The sequence below is a fragment of the Alteromonas sp. 5NW40-0090 genome (assembly GCF_057552975.1).
The window spans coordinates 136,185-157,081 of record NZ_BAAJLT010000011.1 but is presented as its reverse complement, the minus strand read 5'-3'; the positions used below and the strand labels follow the sequence as shown (position 1 = coordinate 157,081).

Below are 20,897 nucleotides of genomic sequence, written 5' to 3'. Positions count from 1 at the left end.
CGCGCATTCTATACCAAGTCGGGTTGTGCTTCACGTTAACGTTGTGACATTTACTGCCAGCGCTGCAGCGACATCATGTTCCTGGCCACATCAACAGCATGAACCGGGCGGAATTTCTTTAGCGGCCCTTTCATAATGCTTTGCCAAATAGGCGCGGTTTTCTGCGCTATATCTTCTAGTGTTCTCGACTCATCACGACTGCCTAACAACAACGATGGACGCACTGCAGAGGCATGAGGTAATTGCGGCATTCGCATGATCGCGTTTTCAAGCTCACCTTTTACGCGTAAATAAAAGTTACTGCTTTTAGCATCAGCGCCAACCGAAGATATCCACACAAAGCTGTCTGCGCGCTGTGCACGGGTAAGCTGTGCGGCAACATGCACATACTCAAAATCAACGCGGCGAAAGGCTTGTTTGGACCCCGCCTTTTTGAGTGTAGTTCCTAGGCAGCAATACACATGGTTTACGCTAAAGTAACCTTGGTAGTCTTGTAAGTTGTTAAAGTCGATAACCACAGGCTTTAAGCGTTTGTGGGGGTCGTTAAACATGCTAGAAGAAAGTGGCTTTCTGACTAAGCAGGTTACTTCGTTGTACCGTCTGTCCTGTAACAGCATATTTACAAGCGTTCGTCCTACTAAACCTGTCGCTCCTAGCACCATTGCGGATTTCATACGTCGCACCTTGTATCATAAATTGATATAACTACAATCAAACCTTCGACAGTCAATTATGCAGATAAAAATGAAAAAAGCCCTTTTAATTGGAGCCGCTATGCTCTCTACTGCTTTAAACGCTGAAACGCTCACAATCGAGCGTATTTTCTCTTCACCTTCTCTTGATGGCGATGCCCCCCGCTCATTAAAAGTGTCACCCGATGGTCAACGAGTAACATTCCTTAAAGGTAAGCAAACCGACTACGAACGCTTAGATCTGTGGGAATATCACATTGAAAGTGGTCAAACTCGCATGCTGTTCGACTCAAACGACCTTCAAAGCGGCGAAGAAGTCCTGTCTGATGAAGAAAAAGCGCGACGTGAGCGTATGCGCTTATCTGGTAGCGGCATTGTTAGCTACCAATGGTCAGACGATGGTAAAGCGCTGTTATTCCCGCTGGGCGGAGACGTTTTCTATCACAAGTTAGGCGAAAAAGGCGCAAAACAGCTTCTTGATACTGAAGCATTTGAAACTGATATTAAATTATCACCAAAAGGCAACTATATTTCTTTTATCCGCGACCAGAACCTTTATGTTAAACATATAGAGTCAGGGAAAGAGACAGCAATTACCAAAGAAGGCGGCGGCAACATAAAATTTGGTATGGCTGAGTTTGTAGCCCAAGAAGAAATGGGCCGCATGACCGGATATTGGTGGTCGCCAGATGAAACTAAAATTGCTTTTACCAAGGTTGATGAAAGCCCAGTAGACGTGATCACGCGTTCTGAAATCTATGCTGACGACATCAAACTTATTGAACAAAAATACCCAAAAGCGGGGACGCCAAACGTATTGGTTGAACTTGCTATTCAAGACATCAACTCTGGCGATCGCACCTGGGTTGATTTAGGTAAAGACAAAGACATTTATTTTGCCCGCGGTAAGTGGATGCCAAATAGCACTACCTTTACCTACCAGTGGCAAACGCGTGATCAGCAAACGTTAGAGCTGCGCGCGTTTGACCTTAACAGCAAAAAAGAAAACGTGCTGCTTACAGAATCAAGCAACACGTGGGTAAACCTGCATGACGACCTTTACTTCCTAAAAGACAAAGGCCAATTTATTTGGGCGTCAGAGCGCGACGGTTTTAAACACCTTTACCTATTTAACAACAGCGGCGAAATGGTTAAGCAGTTAACCAAAGGTGATTGGGTAGTTGATAGCGTTGAAGCCATTGATACCGCAAATAACCGCTTGTTCTTCTCTGGCCGCAAAGACACACCACTAGAAAGTCATGTTTACAGCGTACCTTTAGATGGCGGCGAAATTTCGCGTATCACTGAACTAGGCGCGTATCACAGCGCGGCATTTAGCAAAGATGCCTCTATCTTTATTGACCGTTTCTCAACGATTAACTCTCCTGCACAAGTTAGCCTAAATAGCGCCACTGGCGAGCGAATTACCTGGCTTGAAGAAAACAAAGTTGAAGAAGGCCACCCTCTGCACGCTTACATGGATAGCTGGACGGCACCTGAGTTTGGTGACATCACCACTAAGGATGGTGCAACCCTTAAGTATCGAATTTACACGCCTGACAGTGCCAAGCAAAACCCTAAACAGAAGCACCCTGTTATTGTTTACCTTTACGGCGGCCCGCACGCACAAGTGGTAACAAACAGCTGGGCGGGTAACCGTGGTTTGCTTTTCCAACACTGGGTTGACCAAGGTTATGTAGTATTTACGTTAGATAACCGCGGCTCTAACTATCGCGGTAAAGGCTTTGAAGATCCTATTTATAAAAAAATGGGCTTTATTGAAGTGGACGATCAGGTTGCAGGCGTAGAGTTCTTGCGTACGCTTGACTACGTTGACGCTGAGCGTATTGGTGTTCATGGCCACAGCTATGGCGGCTACATGACGCTAATGACCATGTTCAAAGCGGGCGATTACTTCGCAGCGGGCGTGTCAGGTGCGCCGGTGACCGACTGGCGCTTATACGATACCCACTACACTGAACGCTACATGGGCAACCCAAATACGGATGACGATGCCTACACCGCATCTTCAGTATTCCCTTACGCAAAGGACTTGAAAGGCGACCTCTTGATTTACCACGGCATGGCAGATGACAACGTGTTGTTTACCCATTCAACCATGCTCTACAAGCACCTTCAAGACTTGGCAATTCCATTTGAAACTATGGATTACCCGGGCAAGAAGCACAGCATCCGTGGTAAGCAAACGGGCATTCACTTATACAAAACCATAACTAACTTTTTCAATAGAACGATTAAGTAGCAATAAGTAAATGAAATATAAGGGTATAAAGAGAACTTATCTTTATACCCTTTTTTTTGGTTATTAAACTTTATAATAATTTTTTGCTACAAGGTTTGTTAAATTTTTTTTCATAGTGTAGGTTCAAAAACGAGCATTTTGCTTACCCACCACAAAAAACAATCAAAAAGGTGGGAACGAACAACAGGTGAAATAGTGTGGTACCTATGAAAAATAATAAATTTACCCCTTCTTTAATCGCTGCTGGCTTGGCACTTTCAAGCTTCGGCGCTCTTGCAGACAACGACCGTTATATTATTCAAGTAGACAACAACGCCAAAGGCATTGTCAAAGCACTTGCAAAACAGTCTGGTGCAGAAATACACGTTGATGCCGACGGCTTTATTGCTGCAACCTTCAGCGGTAAGTCACTAGACGACGTAAAAGGCTTACTTAACAATCCACATGTAAAACTGGTTGAAGCTGACCAAAAACGTGTACCGCTAGCGCTTTTTAACGACGACGCGGGCGATCCAACACAAACCCAATTAACACCCTATGCGGTTTATCAATCACAAGCTGATCAGGTTGTATTTGATAGCAACGCTGGCATGAAAGTATGTGTCATCGACTCGGGGCTAGATTCATCGAATGCTGATTTTAATTGGTCTGCGATTACCGGTGATAACGATGTTGGTACAGGCAACTGGTTTGAAAACGGCGGTCCTCACGGCACACACGTGGCAGGTACCATCGGCGCGGCAGATAACGGCCTTGGTGTAGTGGGCATGGCACCTGGTGTTGATATGCACATCATCAAAGTATTTAACGCTTCTGGCTGGGGCTATTCATCAGATCTAGCGCAAGCAGCACAGCTTTGTTCTCAAGCTGGTGCCAATATTATTAACATGAGCCTTGGTGGCGGCGGTGCAAACTCTACAGAAGAAAATGCGTTTAAAGACTTCGTTGCGGCAGGCGGTCTGGCTGTGGCTGCAGCAGGTAATGATGGTAATAGCGTGCGTTCTTACCCTGCAGGCTACTCGTCAGTAATGATGATTGGTGCTAACGACGCCGACAATAACATTGCTGATTTCTCTCAGTATCCGTCGTGCACCACAGGTCGTGGTAAACGCGTTACTACCGACGAGACCATCTGTGTAGAAGTCACAGCAGGTGGTGTAGATACTCTATCTACCTATCCAGCAGGTGGTGCGTCACTATCTGCAATGAGCGCTGACGGGGTTGGCTTTGCATCATCGGCGATGGAAAACACTGGTACAGTATCAGCGGCGACTTACTTTCTTGGCTTAGGTGATACGGTAGATACCGGCGCAGCAGGCAAAGTTTGTGTTATCGACCGTGGTAGCGTGTCGTTCTACGACAAAGTTAACAACTGTGAATTATCAGGTGGTATTGGTGCTGTTATTGTAAATAACGAGCCGGGCATGCTTTACGGCACCCTAGGCGATACAAACAATACATCTATCCCTGCTGTAGGTGCAGCATTCGAAGATAGAAGCGCATTAGTTGCAGCATCTACCATTGATATCTCTATTGGCGCAAGCGACTACGGCTACATGAGTGGTACATCAATGGCAACACCAGCCGTTGCAGGTATTGCAGCACTGGTATGGTCAAACCACCCAACGTGTACAGGTGAAGAAATTCGAAGTGCACTTAAAGCAACCGCGATGGACGCGGGGGCCGCGGGCAAAGACGACTTCTTTGGTTATGGTATCGCCCAGGCGGCTGATATGAACACGTACCTTACTCAAAATGGTTGTGCTGGCGGTGGCGATACTGGCGGTGGCGATACAGGTGGTGGTGACACGGGAGGTACGGGTGACCTGACCCTAACTGCTAATGGCTATAAGGTAAAAGGCACACAAAGAGTGGATCTTTCTTGGGCTGACGCTACGTCATCAAATGTTGATGTATATCGCGACGGCAACGTGATTGCTACCACGGCGAACGATGGCGCTTATACTGATGCCCTTAACGTTAAAGGCGGCGGTAGTTACAGTTACCAAGTGTGTGAGGCCGGCACTACTACCTGTTCAGCAAGTGTTAGCGTGGTTTTCTAAGGCTTTAGCGGTTTATGTTTCTGGCATGAAATTGCAATGATTCGCAAACATATTGTCGAAACTGAATTTGAAAGAAACTAAAAAAGCGGGCAGTTCACACTGCCCGCTTTCTTTTCATTAACCGTAAACTAGTTAAGCAAAAGCGCCTAGCTAAACATTTGCGTTGCTAAGTTTTGCTGTACCGCCTGTGCAGACGATGCACTTAGTTCAATCTCAATAGGATCGGCTTTACCCGACAGCCAGATTTTAAGCTCGGCGTCAGTATCAAAATGCCCTGCCGTCTCAACGATAAACTGCGTGATAGATTTGTAAGGAATGGAGTGATAGTTCACTTTACGCCCGGTCAGGCCCTGCTTATCAATAAGAATTAGGCGTTTGTTCGTGAATACACTTAAATCGCGCACTAGCTTAAACGCAGAAGTAACGGTTTCGTTAGCAGCAAGTATAGGCGTAAGCTCTTCTTGAACGTCTGAAGCGCTAGTCTCGCTCGCATTACCCATGATGGTATCAAATAAACCCATGACATTTCCTTTTAGGCAGAGGCAAGTTTAACTCGCCATTGAACTCTATGCGCCAGTGGCTTGGGTTTATCTAAAGCAAAGCCCTGACCGAAATCTACTTTAAGCTCTCGTAAAACTTCGGCGGTCGCATTATCGACCACAAACTCGGCCACGGTCTGTTTACCCATACTGTGCGCGATATTATTTATCGCAGTTACTGTAGCATGATCAATAGGATCGTGAACGATATTTCGCACAAAGGAGCCGTCGATCTTAACGTAATCAACATCTAGATTTTTAAGGTAGGTGAACGAGGACATACCTGCACCGAAGTCGTCTAAGGCAAAGCTACACCCCAAATCGCGTAGTGTGGAAATAAAGTGTTTTGCAGCGCTTAAGTTAGTTACCGCTGTTGTTTCTGTAATCTCAAAACAAATTTTCTCAGCAGGTACAGAAGTACTTTGCATACGCTTGGCAATCTTGTGCAGCGCCATCTCATCACCCAATGTAATACCCGATAAATTAATCGCGACTTTACCCACGTTATCGATGTGAGCGGGGTTACGTTCAAGGGTTTTAAGGGTGTTATCTACCACCCACATATCCACTTTGTTCATTAAACCGTGACGCTCTGCTAACGGGATGAAGAGGCCTGGGCTTATAAGGCCACTGTCTTTTGCATTTAGACGAAGCAAAATCTCGTAATGCTGAAGTTGGGCGGCCTTTTCTTGATAGGGCATGTTAAGCGGCATGATAGCTTGGCTATACAACTCAAACCCATCGTTTTGTAATGCGTGATGCAAGGCATGTAACACCTGGTTTTCACTGTCATCAATGGCCATCTGTGAGTCGTTATCATGGAACACAAAGTAACGGTTTCGCCCCAGGTGTTTAGCTTTGTAACATGCGTTGTCGGCCGCTTTAATTAATGCTTCTGCGCTTTGTGTACTCTCGTTTATCTCGATAACGCCAATGCTTGCTCCCACAAAGAACAACTTGTCGTCATAGACAAAACGATAATTTGAAATCGCCAATAAAAGCTTGTCTAGGCGCTTGGTCACCTCATCCAAACTTTGATTGCGAAATATAATGCAGAACTCGTCTCCCCCTATTCGGGCAAGCAAGTCTTGCCCATTCACGTATTGCCTAAATATGGTGGAGATCTCTTTTAGTAGCTTATCACCGGCTGGATGACCACAGCTGTCGTTTACTAACTTGAATCTATCCATATCAATAAAGCACATCACGCTTTGCTTGTGGTAAGCGCGAGGCGAGTTTATGCTCGCTACTCTTTTAAGACTAAGTTGATTTAAAGCCTTGCTCTTGCCCTGCTGACCAGCCGCTTCATTCGTTTCATCAAGGATCGCTCGCAGTTTTTCATCAAATGCATAGCGATTAAACAGCCCGGTTAACTGGTCATGATTAGCTTGAAAATACACTTCTTCCTGCAGCGCCAGCTCTTTCGTCACATCGCGGGCTATGCCTTCAACGGCAACCAGTAATCCTTGCTCGTCGACGATAGGCGTGTCTGAAAACTCAATCGCTAACGGCTCGCCGACTTTACCTTGATAATGCACAATATAAGGCTCGGGCTTTTGGCCACGGGCAATGGTTTGGCGTATTTCAAATGTTTCATCAGGTACTTGGCGAACATATTTCGACTCGTTCGCACAGAAATCCTCTGCGCTAAACCCTAAAATCTTTTCAATACCCGCGCTCACATAAATAAAGTTGTGCTCTACGGTTTTGGTGTAAACAAAGTGGCGGTGCATGCCATCAACTAAGCGGCGATACTTTTCTTCGCTGCGCTTTAAGTCGTGCTGGGCGCGAAAACGTTCGGTAACATCTCTTACGGTTACCGCAATATTATCACCGGCTTTTACCACCTGGACTTTTATCCATTGAGGCGCAATTTTATCACTATCGATGGCAAGGTGAGCTTCATAAGGTACCCCAAGTTCAGCAACGTTTTTGACGTTTTTAAATTCGCTGCTTAAACCTAAATAGCGCGTCTGCTCGGCTAAGCTCATAGACCGCAATACATCACATGAACCGCGAAATAAATAGCGGCTGTATGAGTTTGCTTCCACTAGAGAAAAGTCATCATCTGTTGGCTGATAAATAAGAAGCGCATCAAGGGAAGCTTCGCTAGCGGTGAGATAACGCTGCTGACTTAAAGATAAATTAACCGCTCCTTTAAGCTGCTTGTGCAGCACGTAACTCACCAGCGCCGACATAAGCGAGCCAATCACGATAATTAACAAGCCAGCATTATATGGACTTTGCTGAGACTGCATGGAAAGGGAAAAATTGCGTTCTAAAAAGTTGAAAGGCAAAAGCGACACCGTAGTGCCATCATTGACTAACTCACCGCTTTGAAAAAGCGTTGCACTGTCGGCTTTGAGCCGAAAATTAAACTGCGGGCCTACTAACTCGCCTAACATCACGGTTAATATAGTCTGTACGTCGAACCCCGCCACCAAAAATCCGTGCTCAGGCTCTTGAGGGCTTATGGCCCTGCCTACAAGGATAAAGTGATGTTGAGCGGCATCTGAATACAAAAGTGTGCTTTCCAAATCCTCGGACAAACGCGATATGTTTAAGCCCAATGCATCCATAGGATTGCCAATTAAGCTGTTGTCTATACGGGTTTTAATACCGGAGGGTGGCGTTGCCACCCACGCTATCTCACCGCTAGCATCAATAAATACCAGCGATGAAAAGCCTCTCTGCATAGCCATTAATGACAAAGCTTGCGCATTAAACCAGTCTACTTGGTTTGGTTCAAAGGTGGGCCAGTTTCGCATAAGGTTGTGCAGCGCTTGAATACGTTCGCTTGAGAAAACTTCAAGACTAATTTTTACCTGCTCTGCAACCGACTGCGCTTTAGAAATACGTGCTGCGCGTTCATCGTTTTGAATAAAAATGCCCGCAGAAACGAATAAAAAGGTGAGAAAAAGAAACAAAACCGTAGGTAAGGCGTAAATACGATGGTTGTGTTTGCTTAACATGTGCCTGTCTCCGGTAACTTGCGCCGGTATACTAAAGTAGAATTATGAAATAAATATGAATTGTCTTATGCACTTGGTGGTATAGGCTCTGGCGTTATCCAATAGTATCTGGCACTGTAAGATATCCGTTTTCCTTTTAGTGCGTAAAAGCCCTTATCGGCGCTAACCTATTAAAAAATTAAAGTGAAAAGAACGTTACGTAATGAGTATTTCCCCAAATTTCGAAGATATAAAACAAGCCTATGAACGTATAAAAGGCGACGTAAAGAAAACGCCAATTGTTGAATCTTCGTTGCTCAACAAGTGGATGGGCAACCGCATTTTGTTCAAAGCGGAGTGCTTACAGACCATCGGGGCATTCAAAATTCGCGGCGCAATGAATTTCTTAGCCCGGTTGAAAGAGGAAGGTCGTTTACCGAAGCATGTGGTTGCCAATAGTTCTGGAAATCATGCTCAGGCAGTAGCCTATGCAGCGTCTCACTTTGGTATTAAGGCCACTATTTTTGCGAGCGAGACCATTTCACCAATTAAAGCTGCCGCTACGCAAAGCTATGGTGCTGAATTAAAACTATTCCCTACCCGTCCAGAAGCAGACGCGGCTGTCGAGCAGGCCTCAAAAGCACCAGACACGGTCTGGATACCGCCGTTTAACCACAAGGATATTGTGGCAGGACAAGGCACGGTAACGTTGGAAGCGCTTAACGAAATTGGTGAGGTGGATGCTGTCTTTGCGCCGTGTGGTGGCGGAGGGTTATTGTCGGGCTCATTACTGGCAACTCGCGCACTACAGCCAAATGCATTGGTCATTGGCGCTGAGCCCGCCGAAGCGAATGATGCCTCTATGTCGTTGCAAGCTGGTGAGATCATTGCTTTAGACTATGCTCCAAATACCTTAGCAGACGGTGCAGCCACGCCATCTGTTGGCGATGTAACGTTTCCTATACTGCAAGAAATAGACGATTTCTACGAAGTAGATGAGCTGCAGATTGCTTATTGGACGCAATGGTTACATCATTTATTGAAGCTTCATATAGAGCCCACGTGCGCGATGACCATGGCGGCAGTAGCGGCCTGGGCTGCCAACACTCCACCTGGGCAAACCGCCCTTGTTATATTGAGTGGCGGCAACATAAGTCAGTCTAGCATGGCAAAGATTTGGGAAAGAGACTTTTTGTTGCAACCTCCCATTCTTGACCTTGATGACGAAGACGAATTTGAAGACACCGAGCGTGTTGAGGCATAGCGTTGCGTTAGCGCGCAGCTATAGAAACTCGAGCAGCTCGGTATAAAAACTAAAAAAACAGAAATAAAAGAGGCAGAAACTCACTATGAACTCTACATTGTCGGCACTGACATTTAAAAAGCACTCGCTTTCAAAACTACTCACAGCAACATTTGTAACGACGACAACGTTAGCTGCTATGACTGCATCTCTTACGGTAGATGCCGCGACGCTTGTTGAGAACGTAAAAGGCTACACCTTAAATGAAAAGGGTGAACTCACAACTTTTAAAAATCTTCTTTTGGACGAAGGTAAGGTCGTTGCGCTGGACGTAGATAAAGGTAAAACCTCTATTGATGACACCATAGACGGCAATGGTAAAGTCATGCTGCCTGGTCTTATCGACGCTCATGGTCACCTTCTCGGCTTAGGAGCAAACTTACTAGAAGTAGACTTGCGAGAAAGCAAAAGTGCCCAAGACGCAGCTAAAATGGTTGCCGAATACGCCTTCGCAAACGGACAACAAGCTTGGATCACCGGGCGTGGCTGGAATCAAGAGTTATGGTCTGACCGAGCGTTTCCAACCGCTGCGGATTTGGACAAAGTTGTTTCTGATAAACCGGTAATGCTTACTCGAGTGGACGGTCATGCGGCGTGGGTTAACACAAAAGCCATGGAGCTAGCTGGCATCACGAAAGACACTGAGTCACCTGTTGGCGGTGAAATTATCAAAGACGCCAACGGCAAACCCACAGGCGTATTTATTGATAACGCATCACTATTAATCGAAGAACACTTACCAAAAGCCAGTAACGCGATATACGAGCAACAATTACATGCCGCAGGTGAGCACTTACTAGCAAATGGCGTTACGTCAATGCACGATGCTGGCGTAGGCAGAGACGTTTACGATTTCTATTTAAAAGAAGCGGTAGAAGGTGACTTGCCCGTGCGTATTTATGCCATGGTGAGTGCAACAGACCCTGACCTCAGCACTATGCTGGGCAACGGCACCATTCGCGACAAAGACGATTTCTTATATATTCGTTCGGTAAAAGCCTATGGCGATGGCGCACTTGGTAGCCGAGGCGCAGCATTGCTTGAACCTTATTCAGATGCACCGCATCAACATGGTTTGCTGTTAACTCAACCAGAAGATATGACCCAACTGTTTACCACAGTTATCGGTGCAGGCTTCCAGCTTAACTACCATGCCATTGGTGATAAGGCTAACCATGTTGCACTGAACGAGTTTGAAACCACGTTTAAGAGTATTGGCGGCAGCGAACTGCGCAACCGCATTGAGCATGCACAGGTGATTGCGCCTGACGACCTAGCCCGCTTTGCTTCGCTAAAGGTCTTACCTTCCATGCAGCCTACTCATGCCACCAGCGATAAGAACATGGCGGAAGATCGCCTTGGCAAAGATCGTATGAAAGGCGCTTACGCGTGGAAAACGCTACTCGATTCAGGCATTGCACTGCCTTTAGGCTCTGATTTCCCTGTTGAGCTTGCTAACCCATTTTACGGGCTTCACGCTGCAGTTACGCGCCAAGACAGAAACAATCAGCCCGTAAAAGGCTGGTATGCCCACGAAGCGTTAACCATAGAACAAGCTTTTAAAGGGTTTACGTTAGATGCGGCCTACGCAGGGCACATGGAAGATACCTTGGGCACACTGACGCCAGGAAAATGGGCAGACTTTATCTTAGTCGACCAAGATATTTTTACTATTGATGCCAAAGACATTTGGAAAACCGAAGTACACGCTACTTATGTGGCTGGAGAAGAAGTTTTTTCTAAATGAGTAGCGAAAACAAAAGCCTGTTAACCAAAGGGATTGGCGGCATTGGCGCTGCCCTTTTGGTGTTAAATGGCCTTATTGGGGCGGGCATTTTTGCTCTGCCCGCTAAAATGGCCGCTGAGCTCGGCGCTTTCAGCCCTTACATCTTTTTGATTTTTGGCGCGCTAATGCTGGCCATTGTGTGGTGTTTTGGGCAACTAGCGGCGCTGTACCAAGAAACCGGTGGACCTGTGGTGTACGCCCAGAAAGGCTTCGGCGACGCAGCGGCGTTTCAAACTGGCTTTATTTACTATTTAGCTCGCGCAACCGCGATTGCCGCCAACATGCACGTGTTATTGCTGTACGCCGGCTATGTGTGGCCCGAACTGAATGCGGGAATAGGCAAGTCATTCGCTATTATCGCGCTTACCACAGCACTAATCGTCGTGAATATTGTCGGCCTTAAGGCCGCCATGCGTTCACTCGATACTATCTCGGTGCTAAAACTCCTGCCTTTTGTGGCGCTTATTGCGGTTGGTTACTGGCAGCTCGATTTCTCTACTGCGCTAACACGTTCTTCGGAAACCGTTATACCTGCGTTTGACACCATATCTGCTGGTGCCCTACTTACGCTTTACGCTTTTATTGGTTTTGAAACGGTAGTGGTCACAAGCGGCGAGACCAGTTCGCCGAAAAAGACCATACCTAGGGCATTAATGCTTACGGTTTCAGGTATTGCCATATTTTACTTTTGCGTGCAGTGGCTTTATTGGCACACCGTAGGGCCTGCAAAGCCAGATAGCGCACCGCTTATTGCGCTCGCCAACATGATATTTGGCGAAACTGGGGCGCTTATAATGACGCTAACCGCCGTGGTGTCGGTTGCCGGTAACTTACTGGCGAATATGATTTCTACGTCTCGACTGACGTTCTCTATGGCGCAGCAGTCACTTATTCCCGGTAAACTGGGACAGAAGTTAGGCGAGATTCATGCGTCTTTTGCTACCCCAGCAGTTTCCATATCAATACTGGGAATATTTGCAGGTACTATGGCACTTAGCGGTAGCTTTGTGTGGCTGGCTATTTCAAGCGTGCTTGCACGGCTTGTGGTTTACGCCGTGTGTGTAGTGGTGCTGATGAAAGCTCAGCGGGCGTCTTTACAGGGGACTCGCTTGCAAGGGGCTTCCTTGCAGAGCGCTTCTTCACAAAGCAGCTTTCAGCCCGACACTTCTGAAAAAGATGCTTATTTCAACGGTTCTGCAGGCGCATTTGTCAGCCCTGTAAACCTGTTTCGACGTCTGATACCCTTTGTCGCACTAGCAGTTTGCGCTTGGTCTATTGCGCAGTCTTCAACCAACGCGTGGCTATTTTTACTGGGCGAATTAGTGGTTGGCGCACTGCTCTATTTTGCTCAAAGCAACAAAATATCAAAAGGTTAAACCGTGGAAATTCAAGTTATACCCGTTACGCCCTTTGCCCAAAACTGTTCATTAATTTGGGACTCATCCACTAACAAAGGCGCATTTGTCGACCCAGGTGGCGACATTGAAAAGTTGATTGAAGCTGCATCGAATAAAGGCGTGAGTATAGAGAAAATTATACTCACTCATGGGCACTTAGATCATATAGGTGGTACTGTCGCCATAGCAGAACATTATGGTGTACCCATTGTTGGGCCGCATATTGGCGACAAGTTTTGGTTAGATGCACTTATGCAGCAAAGCCAGATGTTTGGCTTTCCACCGGCCCAGCCTTTTGCTCCCAATGAGTGGTTAAATGACAACGACACCATTTCAGTGGGCAATTTAACGCTAGAGGTGCTGCATTGCCCGGGTCATACGCCTGGACATGTGGTGTTGGTAGAACGCTCAAGTAATCGCGTTATTGTGGGGGATGTCATTTTCGCAGGCTCTATTGGCAGAACTGATTTCCCACAAGGAAATCACCAGCAATTAATCGACTCGATTAAACAGAAGATTATGGTGCTGCCGGATAATATGACGATTTACCCGGGTCACGGGCCAACCACTACGGTTGCAACCGAAAAGGCCACGAATCCTTATATTTCGGGTCAATTCGGATAAAACCTCACGTTGTAACAGCGGTTAAAGAACCAAAAGGCGAGGTGCGTTGAACAAGCTTTTGCTTGTTTCGCCCTCGCCTTTCGCTTATTTAAAGCTTGCTATGCATTCGCTTAGCGCAATGTCTATAAAGCGTTATTAACTAACGCTTACTCGTATGCACCGCTAGCATAATGCAATTCATAGCTGTGGCTATAAATTTCAAGGATGTTGCCAAACGGGTCTTCCATGTAAATCATGCGGTAAGGCTTTTCACCCGGATAGTAATAACGCGGCGCCTTCATTCGCTTTTTACCACCAGCAGCGACAATCTTTTCAGCCAAGCCTTCAACATCTGGGTCTTGAACACAGAAATGAAAGATACCGGTTTTCCAATATTCAAAGTTGTTTTCTGGGTTCTGTTGGTTGCTGAACTCAAAAATTTCAACACCAACACGATCACCTGTTGAAAGGTGAGCAATGCGGAATTTCTCCCAACCTGGACCAAATACATCGGTACACATTTCGCCAATGGCCGAGTCATCTTCAACAATTTCGGTAGGCTTCATGATGAGGTACCAGCCAAGTACTTCGGTATAAAATTTCACGGCAGCTTCTAAGTCAGGTACTGAAATTCCAATATGAGAAAACGTACGTGGATACGGTGTTTTTACTGCTTCAGTCATTACTTACTCCTTTGTAGTGCAAGTTGTCAATATGGCTTAAGCGGCCGTTTAGTAGGCTGTGTCGATACCCCGATTAATTCGAGTGAGTGCAATTTTAATGCAGGTTCGATAACACATTTGATATCGATGTTATCACCAAGCCATTCATTAAAAAGCTCAACGCGAATACCGCTTAAGTGAATGTACATACATAGTAGCTAGACAAAGGAGAAACATGAAATTATGATATTTTCTAAATATGATAAATTTAAGTTATACCTAAATGATAAACCCTATCTGGCTAGACACCTTCATTACTTTAGTAGAAACGGGGAACTTTACGCGCACTGCAGAGCAACGATTTATGACGCAGCCGGGCGTTAGTCAGCACCTAAAGAAACTGGAAGAGACATGCCAGTGTGAACTGGTGGTTCGTTTAAATAAAAGGATCCAGCTAACTGAGCAGGGCCAGCGTGTGTATCAATACGCCAAAGATCAGCAGACAAAAGAGCAAGAATTTATTGATAGCTTAAAGTTCGACGCCCCTTTTGAAGGTAAGTGCATAGTGGCCTGCTCAGGTGCGATTGCTCAGCGTATTTATCCAGCCCTGCTGTCACTGCAAAAGCAGCATAGTGCGCTTAATATTCACGTGGAAGTCGCGCCTCGACGCACAATTTTGTCAGGCATTGCGAACAATGCGCTGGAGCTTGGCATTGTGACAAACCAGCCAGAGAGTGAAGAAATACATAGTGAGTATTTAGGCGAAGAAGCATTGGGGCTTATTCTACCTCGTAGCCTACCTAAGGCGCTTGCTGCACAGGTTCCTGGGTTATCTGAAAACGCGCAGGGTTCGGGTTCGGGTTCGGGTTCGGGTTCGGGTTCGGGTTCGGGTTCGGGTTCGGGTTCGGGTTCGGGTTCGGGTTCGGGTTCGGGTTCGGGAGCAAAAGTAGCAAGCGTATCTGGAAAAGCAAAGAGCAAAACTGATGATGCTAGTTCGTTAAAAGACGTCCTTAACCATCTAGGGCTTATTAACCATCCAGATGCCATGCACTACTTGCAGCGCTATTTTAACGATTGTGGAGAACCAAAGTTAGCCAGTGTTAATCCGAATAAATTGCCTCACACCGGCTACATCAATCAACTTTCGCAAATTCTGCTGCCGGTAAGCGAAGGATTGGGTTACACCGTGCTGCCCACCAGCACACTAGACTTTGTGTCTTTTGCCGACAAACTGTCCGTCTACAAAGCTAAAAATGAAGTAACCGAGCCCCTATACAGTGTTCAAACACCCCACAGCGCTCTACCCGCCCGCTACCAGGCAGTTAAACAAACCATCACCCAAGTATTGGGTTAAAAATTAGTCGTGAAGCGAAGGGTCTGGCGCTACCATTTCGGCTTCTTTTTTATGTTCAGGTACATTCACTTTACCTGAGGCAATGACCTCTCCTTCTTGCCAAAGCTTCCATTCGCCTCGCTCGTAGATATCCCACTGTTCATCATTAGTTAGCGGTTCTGTAGCAATAATGCTTACCACATCCTTAGGTGTGGTTTCAGCTGCAAAATCAATTTCTACTTCAACATCACTTAAACAAGCGGGGCCAAAAGGCGCTCTACGAGTAATGCTAGCTAACTTTGTACTACAGAAGGTAAACAGCCAATCGCCATTGCTCAGCAAGCAATTGAATACACCTTGCTGAGCGTACTCCTTCGCAAGTGAAACTAGCGTTTCAGCTAACTGTTCGGGCATGGCGTCGCGTGGCAAATTCTGTCTAACATTGTTCATGATGTCGCAGAAAAGCTCTTCGCTATCGGTATCCCCTACTGCTTCGTAAATCCCCGTCCGGCGCGAGAAATTAGGAAGCTGTCCGTTGTGCGCAAACACCCAGTATCGCCCCCACAGTTCGCGAGTAAAGGGATGGGTGTTGGCTAAGTTTATGTTACCCACATTAGCCTGACGAATATGGCAAATCGCATTCTTGCTTTTTATAGGCAACTTCGAAACAAAGTCAGCGATGGGTGAAGTGGCGCAAGGCTCGGGATCGTGAAACATACGTACGCCCTTCCCTTCATAAAAAGCAACGCCCCAGCCGTCTTTATGCGGCCCTGTTTCACCACCGCGGCGAGTCAGCCCGGTAAAACTAAAACATAGGTCAGTAGGAGTGTTCGCACTCATGCCTAAAAGTTCACACACAGCGTTGATAACCTATTGCAGTAAATTATTTAAGTATGCAAAGAATACGCAAGCTATCGAGTCTTATCAATTCGACCTTAGGTAAGGGCATCATTTTTTACCTAAGATTCCAGTTTTACAGTGGTTTGGGGTCAGAGTACATTGGTTTGGTGGCGGGGGCGTCTAACGTTGGCGAAATGTACTCTGACCCCGTTACTTTTATGCGGCTTTTACTTTGGTGGTTGTTTCAGGTTGTGAAACGTTAGTTTCTGGTTGGGGTTCGACGCTACTTGGCTCGCTTTGAGTTTGGCTATCACGAACGTTCTTTTGAACCGTTATGGCGGCAAATAAGCTTAAAGTAAACGCCATTCCAAAAAAGCCTTTTTCGCTTAATAAAAGTTCGGCGTTCAGCAACCCAATAATTAACAGTACAATGGCTGACCCAGTAGCTACTGCTGAAGCTAAGAAGTATGCTTTGGTTGTAGGTACACCCTCCATTTTATCGCGCACCGTTTTTTGTAAGCTCACCACAGAAAACAAGCCAAATAGCATAATAGTGAAGTAATAGCCTTTTTCGTTAAGGGCCATAGGCGCGTTATACAAACCTATGAAATAAGCACCTACGCCTACAATGAGTGCTGCTAGTGACGCGATTCGAAACGCTTTAGTGGGTTTATTTATGTGTTGCATAGTAAAACTCCTAAATATTTTCTATTTGACCCGTGTGGGTAAACGTAACTGCCTTGTTTGTTAAATTGTACTTTTGCATATAGCGAGCAAGGCTTCCGAAGGTGGTGGTTTCTACCTTGCGACCGTGATCTGATAAGGTTACGCCATCGCTGAACATACTTGCCAAGCCAAGTTTTGCGCGGCTCATATTTACTTTTTGCGGTATAAAATGCGCTTTTGCATTTACCTTTAGCTTCGCAATATCAGTAGTTGAGTAGATTGCAGCGTTCAAAACATCAAGGGTGTATTCTGTGCAGTTCTGGCGTTCGCTATTAAACGGGTTGGCCACTACCGAATAGCGAGGGTTGTGAAGCAGCTTAGCTTTGTCATCGCGATACAAATTCACTAACGCTTGCTGCACTTCTGTGGAAGGAATAATTATTCCTGCTTCAAGCGCATACGCGCCCCAGAAGAAATCTACAGGATAGTCGGTAATCAAATGACTTTTTCCCTGCTCTTCAGCATCTTGATACAAATTGTGTATTGCATAACCTTTCGCCTTATTGCCATTGCTCAGCTGAATAGTTGAGTAAATCGCAACGGCGGTATGAGTAAAGCGAATGCCTTTCGGCATATCCTCAATAGGTCTGCCACGTCTAGCAATGATAAAAGCTCTCGCCCCTTCACTTGCCGCATACTTTTCTACATTTTTTGAAAAAGTCGCAATCGCTTCTGGCGTAAAAGTGGGCTTACCATGCTGCTGACTACCCGCGCATACGTCATGAATACTAGACATCAACAATACAAAGGCGAACCCGATTGAAGTTAAGTAGGCTTTCATGTCTCACCTACCGCTGAGTATTAGTTGTGGTTGTGATCACTTTAGTTTTGGTAGAAACCACTTGATTTGGAGCGGGGTCGGCAGTAATCACAGTTTCGGTAATCACCAAAGGCTGGTTGTGCGCCACTGACGATTGATGGCTAGCCTGATGAAGGTTACGAGCGCTTTCGTTCACCGCGCTTTCTACCACCGCGCTTCCGGCTACAACCACACTTCCGGTCACTACTACCGGCACTGCCACGACCGCACTTGCTACCGAAGCGGTTGTCGCCAAGCCTTCAGAAGCCGCTAAAACACTGTGCTTACTGGCTTTGCCGCTATGGTCAAAAGAATCATCCGCCATTGCAGAATGAGTAAGAAGCGCACTACCAAGTAGTGCAGTTAACATCAATGTTGAACGTGTATTTTTCATATCACTTGCTCCTAGTTTGTTAAGACAAGGTTTGTCTGAACACTTTCCACACTAGAACCAAGAATAAATTTCGTAAACCAAAATGATTAATGTAGTATTAATTTACACCACAAGTATAAAAAAGTAATACCATGAGCCAGATTAGTCTTGTGTACGACACCTTGAAGCAATGCTTACGGGAACAACGACTTACCTATAAACAGCTTGCAGAAGCGCTTAATGTGAGCGAAGCGAGTGTTAAGCGTAACTTTTCGTTGCAAGCGTTCAGCCTTGATAAGTTAGAGCAAATTTGTGAGTGCTTAAATTTGTCATTGAGTGATTTATTTAGCCTTTCACAAAAACAGCAGGAGAAGATTTCGCAGCTGTCTGAACAGCAAGAAATGGAACTGCTCGCTAACCCTAAGCTACTGCTTGCCGCGGTGTGTGTTCGTGACGGCTGGCGCTTTTCAGAACTCATCGAACATTACGACATTGATGAAGTAGAAGGCATTAAGCTAATGACGACCCTCGACAAGCTTAAGCTCATAGAACTGTTGCCGAACAACCGTTATAAGCTGCTTATTGCCCAAGACTTTCGGTGGATCCCAGGCGGTCCGCTAGAGAAATTTATGGAACAGGAAGTAATGGTGAAGTTTATGGATCCAAAGAAAAACGAGCCATGGATGTTCCGTTTCTATTTACGCGGCCGCTACTCTCAGACCTCGGTTTCGATTATTCAGCGCCGCTTAGAGCAGCTTAGGCAAGAAGCAGCTAAACTCAGCAGTGAAGATAATGCCCTGCCGATTGAAGAACGCCAACACATAGGGCTTTTAATGGCTATGCGGCCCTGGGAACCCTCGCTTTTTGAAAACATGAAACGAAAATAACGCTAACAATGTATATTGGGGGCAGAGTACATAAAATGGAAAAGTACTCTGCCCCGATTAGGTTAGGGGCTCAGCCCCCATTATTGGGAGGCGCTTTTTGCCTGCATGGTGACGGGCACTCTGTTGGAGAGTAGTAGATAAACCATGCTGGCAATGATTAACCCTACAAACCATGCGTAGGCGTAAAGCGTATCGAAAATGGTAGGTACGCTGTCTACAAAGCCAGCTGCGTGCATAAAGCCAGGAATATTAGGCAAAATACCAATAACAAGCGCAGTCACACCCGCCATGTTCCAACCGTTGTTCGCGCCATATTCGCCAGAGTGTTGAAATAGCGCATCTATGTTTAACGTCGATTTTCTTAAGATAAAGTAATCGGCGATTAATATACCCGCGATAGGGCCAAGCAGCGCAGAATACCCGGTAAGCCAGGTAAATAAATAGCCCCCCGCTGTTTCAAGCAGCTTCCAGGGGAAGATAGCAACGCCGATACCAGCGGTTATATAGCCTCCCATTTTGAAGCTTATTTTCGATGGCGCCATATTTGAAAAACCATAGGCCGGGGCAACCATATTAGCGGCTAAGTTTGTGGTTAACGTTGCAAGTGCTAATGCTGCAAGGGCTAACACGACTCCCATGCCACCCATTCGACCGGCAAGTGCAACAGGGTCCCAAATGGCCTCTCCATAAATGGTGACTGTTGCCGACGTTACCGCAACCCCAATAAAGGCAAACAACGCCATAGGTAACGGCAAGCCGATAGCTTGCCCTAGCATCTGATCTTTCTGTGATTTAGCAAAGCGAGTAAAATCAGGGATATTTAATGCCATGGTCGCCCAAAAGCCCACCATAGATGTAAGACCAGCGAAAAAAGCAGACCAAAACTGACCTTCTTTAGCGCCCCCTTCTACAAATTGAGATGGTGTAGATAACATAGCGCCAAATCCACCGGCATTGATATATGCCCAAGCAAGAAGCGCTAAGCCCATTAAGATCAAAAATGGTGCAGCAAAAGTTTCAAGCCAGCGAATAGATTCAGTGCCGTGCTTAATAAAAACTAAGTGCATCGCCCAAAAGGCAAAGAAGCACAGGGTTTGGGTAATATCGATACCTAAAAATGGCAGCGCCTGCCCCACAAAAGCGTCACCGCTCACGCTATTTAAAATAACGTAAATAGCACTGCCGCCTACCCATGTGTTAATTCCAAACCACCCGCATGCCACAAGTCCACGAGCCAGTGCTGGAATCTTCGCGCCTTTGGTGCCAAATGCGCTACGTAATAATACGGGAAAAGGTAAGCCGTATTTTGCACCTGCATGACCAATTAGCATTATAGGTACAAGCACGATGATGTTGCCCAACAGTACGGTGATAACCGCTTGATACCAATTCATGCCTTCTGATACCAGGCCGGCAGATAAGAGGTAAGTAGGTACACAAACCACCATCGCAATCCATAATGCTGCATAGTCTTTCCACACCCAGGTTCTGGTTTCCGCGTTGGTTGGCGCTAAATCTTCATTCCATAAATCGCCATCGTAATGGGAAGGTTTTGTCATGGTCTGATTGTTGGTGTTATCCACGATCTATTTCCTTATTGGGTTTGCTATTACTTGTTGCTTCTTTTTACACAGCGTCATGCTCGGCAAAGCGGTAGGTTAAAAAATGCATCAGCGCTCT

General features: G+C 46.1%; 17 protein-coding genes. 8 read left to right on the top strand and 9 right to left on the bottom strand.

The window, feature by feature from the left end:
- Positions 1 to 50: 50 nt before the first annotated feature.
- Complete coding sequence (locus tag AC27KT_RS14825) at positions 51 to 674, bottom strand: NAD(P)H-binding protein (RefSeq protein WP_487131203.1); 624 nt, start codon at positions 672 to 674, stop codon at positions 51 to 53.
- Positions 675 to 744: 70 nt separating this feature from the next.
- On the opposite strand from AC27KT_RS14825, the gene AC27KT_RS14820 reads away from it, so the two are divergent.
- Together AC27KT_RS14820 and AC27KT_RS14815 are read left to right on the top strand one after the other, a co-directional pair.
- The gene (locus AC27KT_RS14820; protein ID WP_487131201.1) at positions 745 to 2,955 is read left to right on the top strand and encodes a S9 family peptidase; all 2,211 of its coding nucleotides are present in this window, start codon (positions 745 to 747) and stop codon (positions 2,953 to 2,955) included.
- Positions 2,956 to 3,161: 206 nt separating this feature from the next.
- The gene (locus tag AC27KT_RS14815) at positions 3,162 to 5,018 is read left to right on the top strand and encodes a S8 family serine peptidase (RefSeq protein ID WP_487131199.1); all 1,857 of its coding nucleotides are present in this window, start codon (positions 3,162 to 3,164) and stop codon (positions 5,016 to 5,018) included.
- Positions 5,019 to 5,164: 146 nt separating this feature from the next.
- Here AC27KT_RS14815 and AC27KT_RS14810 read toward each other — a convergent pair whose 3' ends face one another.
- Together AC27KT_RS14810 and AC27KT_RS14805 are read right to left on the bottom strand one after the other, a co-directional pair.
- Complete coding sequence (locus tag AC27KT_RS14810; RefSeq protein ID WP_014950757.1) at positions 5,165 to 5,539, bottom strand: PH domain-containing protein; 375 nt, start codon at positions 5,537 to 5,539, stop codon at positions 5,165 to 5,167.
- An 11-nt stretch (positions 5,540 to 5,550) separates the two neighbouring features.
- A complete protein-coding gene (locus AC27KT_RS14805) occupies positions 5,551 to 8,529 on the bottom strand; it encodes a bifunctional diguanylate cyclase/phosphodiesterase (RefSeq protein ID WP_487131196.1) in 2,979 nt (992 codons plus the stop codon).
- Positions 8,530 to 8,731: 202 nt separating this feature from the next.
- Between AC27KT_RS14805 and AC27KT_RS14800 the strand changes: the two genes are divergently transcribed.
- The 4 genes from AC27KT_RS14800 to AC27KT_RS14785 all read left to right on the top strand — a co-directional run bounded on the left by AC27KT_RS14800 (position 8,732) and on the right by AC27KT_RS14785 (position 13,618).
- Complete coding sequence (locus tag AC27KT_RS14800) at positions 8,732 to 9,772, top strand: serine/threonine dehydratase (RefSeq protein ID WP_487131194.1); 1,041 nt, start codon at positions 8,732 to 8,734, stop codon at positions 9,770 to 9,772.
- An 85-nt stretch (positions 9,773 to 9,857) separates the two neighbouring features.
- Positions 9,858 to 11,558, top strand: a complete 1,701-nt coding sequence (locus tag AC27KT_RS14795; protein WP_487131192.1) for an amidohydrolase — start codon at positions 9,858 to 9,860, stop codon at positions 11,556 to 11,558.
- A complete protein-coding gene (locus tag AC27KT_RS14790; RefSeq protein ID WP_487131190.1) occupies positions 11,555 to 12,973 on the top strand; it encodes an APC family permease in 1,419 nt (472 codons plus the stop codon). The genes AC27KT_RS14795 and AC27KT_RS14790 overlap by 4 nt, the downstream gene beginning before the upstream one ends.
- Before the next feature lie 3 nt (positions 12,974 to 12,976).
- Complete coding sequence (locus tag AC27KT_RS14785) at positions 12,977 to 13,618, top strand: MBL fold metallo-hydrolase (protein WP_487131188.1); 642 nt, start codon at positions 12,977 to 12,979, stop codon at positions 13,616 to 13,618.
- Positions 13,619 to 13,764: 146 nt separating this feature from the next.
- Here the strand turns inward: AC27KT_RS14785 and AC27KT_RS14780 are convergent, their stop codons facing one another.
- The gene (locus AC27KT_RS14780) at positions 13,765 to 14,280 is read right to left on the bottom strand and encodes a lactoylglutathione lyase family protein (protein ID WP_487131186.1); all 516 of its coding nucleotides are present in this window, start codon (positions 14,278 to 14,280) and stop codon (positions 13,765 to 13,767) included.
- A 262-nt stretch (positions 14,281 to 14,542) separates the two neighbouring features.
- Between AC27KT_RS14780 and AC27KT_RS14775 the strand changes: the two genes are divergently transcribed.
- A complete protein-coding gene (locus tag AC27KT_RS14775; RefSeq protein ID WP_487131184.1) occupies positions 14,543 to 15,613 on the top strand; it encodes a LysR family transcriptional regulator in 1,071 nt (356 codons plus the stop codon).
- Between the two features lie 3 nt (positions 15,614 to 15,616).
- On the opposite strand, the gene AC27KT_RS14770 is transcribed toward AC27KT_RS14775, so the two are convergent.
- The 4 genes from AC27KT_RS14770 to AC27KT_RS14755 all read right to left on the bottom strand — a co-directional run bounded on the left by AC27KT_RS14770 (position 15,617) and on the right by AC27KT_RS14755 (position 18,351).
- Positions 15,617 to 16,450, bottom strand: coding sequence for a class II glutamine amidotransferase (locus AC27KT_RS14770; RefSeq protein ID WP_487131182.1), 834 nt, complete (start codon positions 16,448 to 16,450; stop codon positions 15,617 to 15,619).
- 198 nt (positions 16,451 to 16,648) lie between these two features.
- Entirely contained in the window at positions 16,649 to 17,119 is a 471-nt protein-coding gene (yiaA, locus tag AC27KT_RS14765; protein ID WP_487131180.1) for an inner membrane protein YiaA, read from the bottom strand.
- Positions 17,120 to 17,129: 10 nt separating this feature from the next.
- Positions 17,130 to 17,939 (bottom strand): DUF2145 domain-containing protein, encoded by an 810-nt coding sequence (locus AC27KT_RS14760; protein WP_487131178.1) that lies wholly within the window; start codon positions 17,937 to 17,939, stop codon positions 17,130 to 17,132.
- A 7-nt stretch (positions 17,940 to 17,946) separates the two neighbouring features.
- Positions 17,947 to 18,351 (bottom strand): hypothetical protein, encoded by a 405-nt coding sequence (locus AC27KT_RS14755; protein WP_487131176.1) that lies wholly within the window; start codon positions 18,349 to 18,351, stop codon positions 17,947 to 17,949.
- 131 nt (positions 18,352 to 18,482) lie between these two features.
- Between AC27KT_RS14755 and AC27KT_RS14750 the strand changes: the two genes are divergently transcribed.
- Positions 18,483 to 19,217: a helix-turn-helix domain-containing protein gene (locus AC27KT_RS14750; RefSeq protein ID WP_487131174.1), complete on the top strand. Its 735-nt coding sequence runs from the start codon at positions 18,483 to 18,485 to the stop codon at positions 19,215 to 19,217.
- Positions 19,218 to 19,297: 80 nt separating this feature from the next.
- Here the strand turns inward: AC27KT_RS14750 and AC27KT_RS14745 are convergent, their stop codons facing one another.
- A complete protein-coding gene (locus tag AC27KT_RS14745) occupies positions 19,298 to 20,800 on the bottom strand; it encodes an NCS1 family nucleobase:cation symporter-1 (protein ID WP_487131172.1) in 1,503 nt (500 codons plus the stop codon).
- Positions 20,801 to 20,897 lie beyond the last annotated feature (97 nt).

What these genes read in the sequence shown, in the direction of transcription:
- AC27KT_RS14750 (WP_487131174.1), top strand. Translation starts at nt 18,483, where the DNA reads ATGAGCCAGATTAGTCTTGTGTACGACACCTTGAAGCAATGCTTACGG.
- AC27KT_RS14805 (WP_487131196.1), bottom strand. Translation starts at nt 8,529, where the DNA reads ATGTTAAGCAAACACAACCATCGTATTTACGCCTTACCTACGGTTTTG.
- AC27KT_RS14755 (WP_487131176.1), bottom strand. Translation starts at nt 18,351, where the DNA reads ATGAAAAATACACGTTCAACATTGATGTTAACTGCACTACTTGGTAGT.
- AC27KT_RS14820 (WP_487131201.1), top strand. Translation starts at nt 745, where the DNA reads ATGAAAAAAGCCCTTTTAATTGGAGCCGCTATGCTCTCTACTGCTTTA.
- AC27KT_RS14795 (WP_487131192.1), top strand. Translation starts at nt 9,858, where the DNA reads ATGAACTCTACATTGTCGGCACTGACATTTAAAAAGCACTCGCTTTCA.
- AC27KT_RS14780 (WP_487131186.1), bottom strand. Translation starts at nt 14,280, where the DNA reads ATGACTGAAGCAGTAAAAACACCGTATCCACGTACGTTTTCTCATATT.
- AC27KT_RS14775 (WP_487131184.1), top strand. Translation starts at nt 14,543, where the DNA reads ATGATAAACCCTATCTGGCTAGACACCTTCATTACTTTAGTAGAAACG.
- AC27KT_RS14825 (WP_487131203.1), bottom strand. Translation starts at nt 674, where the DNA reads ATGAAATCCGCAATGGTGCTAGGAGCGACAGGTTTAGTAGGACGAACG.
- yiaA (WP_487131180.1), bottom strand. Translation starts at nt 17,119, where the DNA reads ATGCAACACATAAATAAACCCACTAAAGCGTTTCGAATCGCGTCACTA.
- AC27KT_RS14790 (WP_487131190.1), top strand. Translation starts at nt 11,555, where the DNA reads ATGAGTAGCGAAAACAAAAGCCTGTTAACCAAAGGGATTGGCGGCATT.
- AC27KT_RS14760 (WP_487131178.1), bottom strand. Translation starts at nt 17,939, where the DNA reads ATGAAAGCCTACTTAACTTCAATCGGGTTCGCCTTTGTATTGTTGATG.
- AC27KT_RS14800 (WP_487131194.1), top strand. Translation starts at nt 8,732, where the DNA reads ATGAGTATTTCCCCAAATTTCGAAGATATAAAACAAGCCTATGAACGT.
- AC27KT_RS14810 (WP_014950757.1), bottom strand. Translation starts at nt 5,539, where the DNA reads ATGGGTTTATTTGATACCATCATGGGTAATGCGAGCGAGACTAGCGCT.
- AC27KT_RS14815 (WP_487131199.1), top strand. Translation starts at nt 3,162, where the DNA reads ATGAAAAATAATAAATTTACCCCTTCTTTAATCGCTGCTGGCTTGGCA.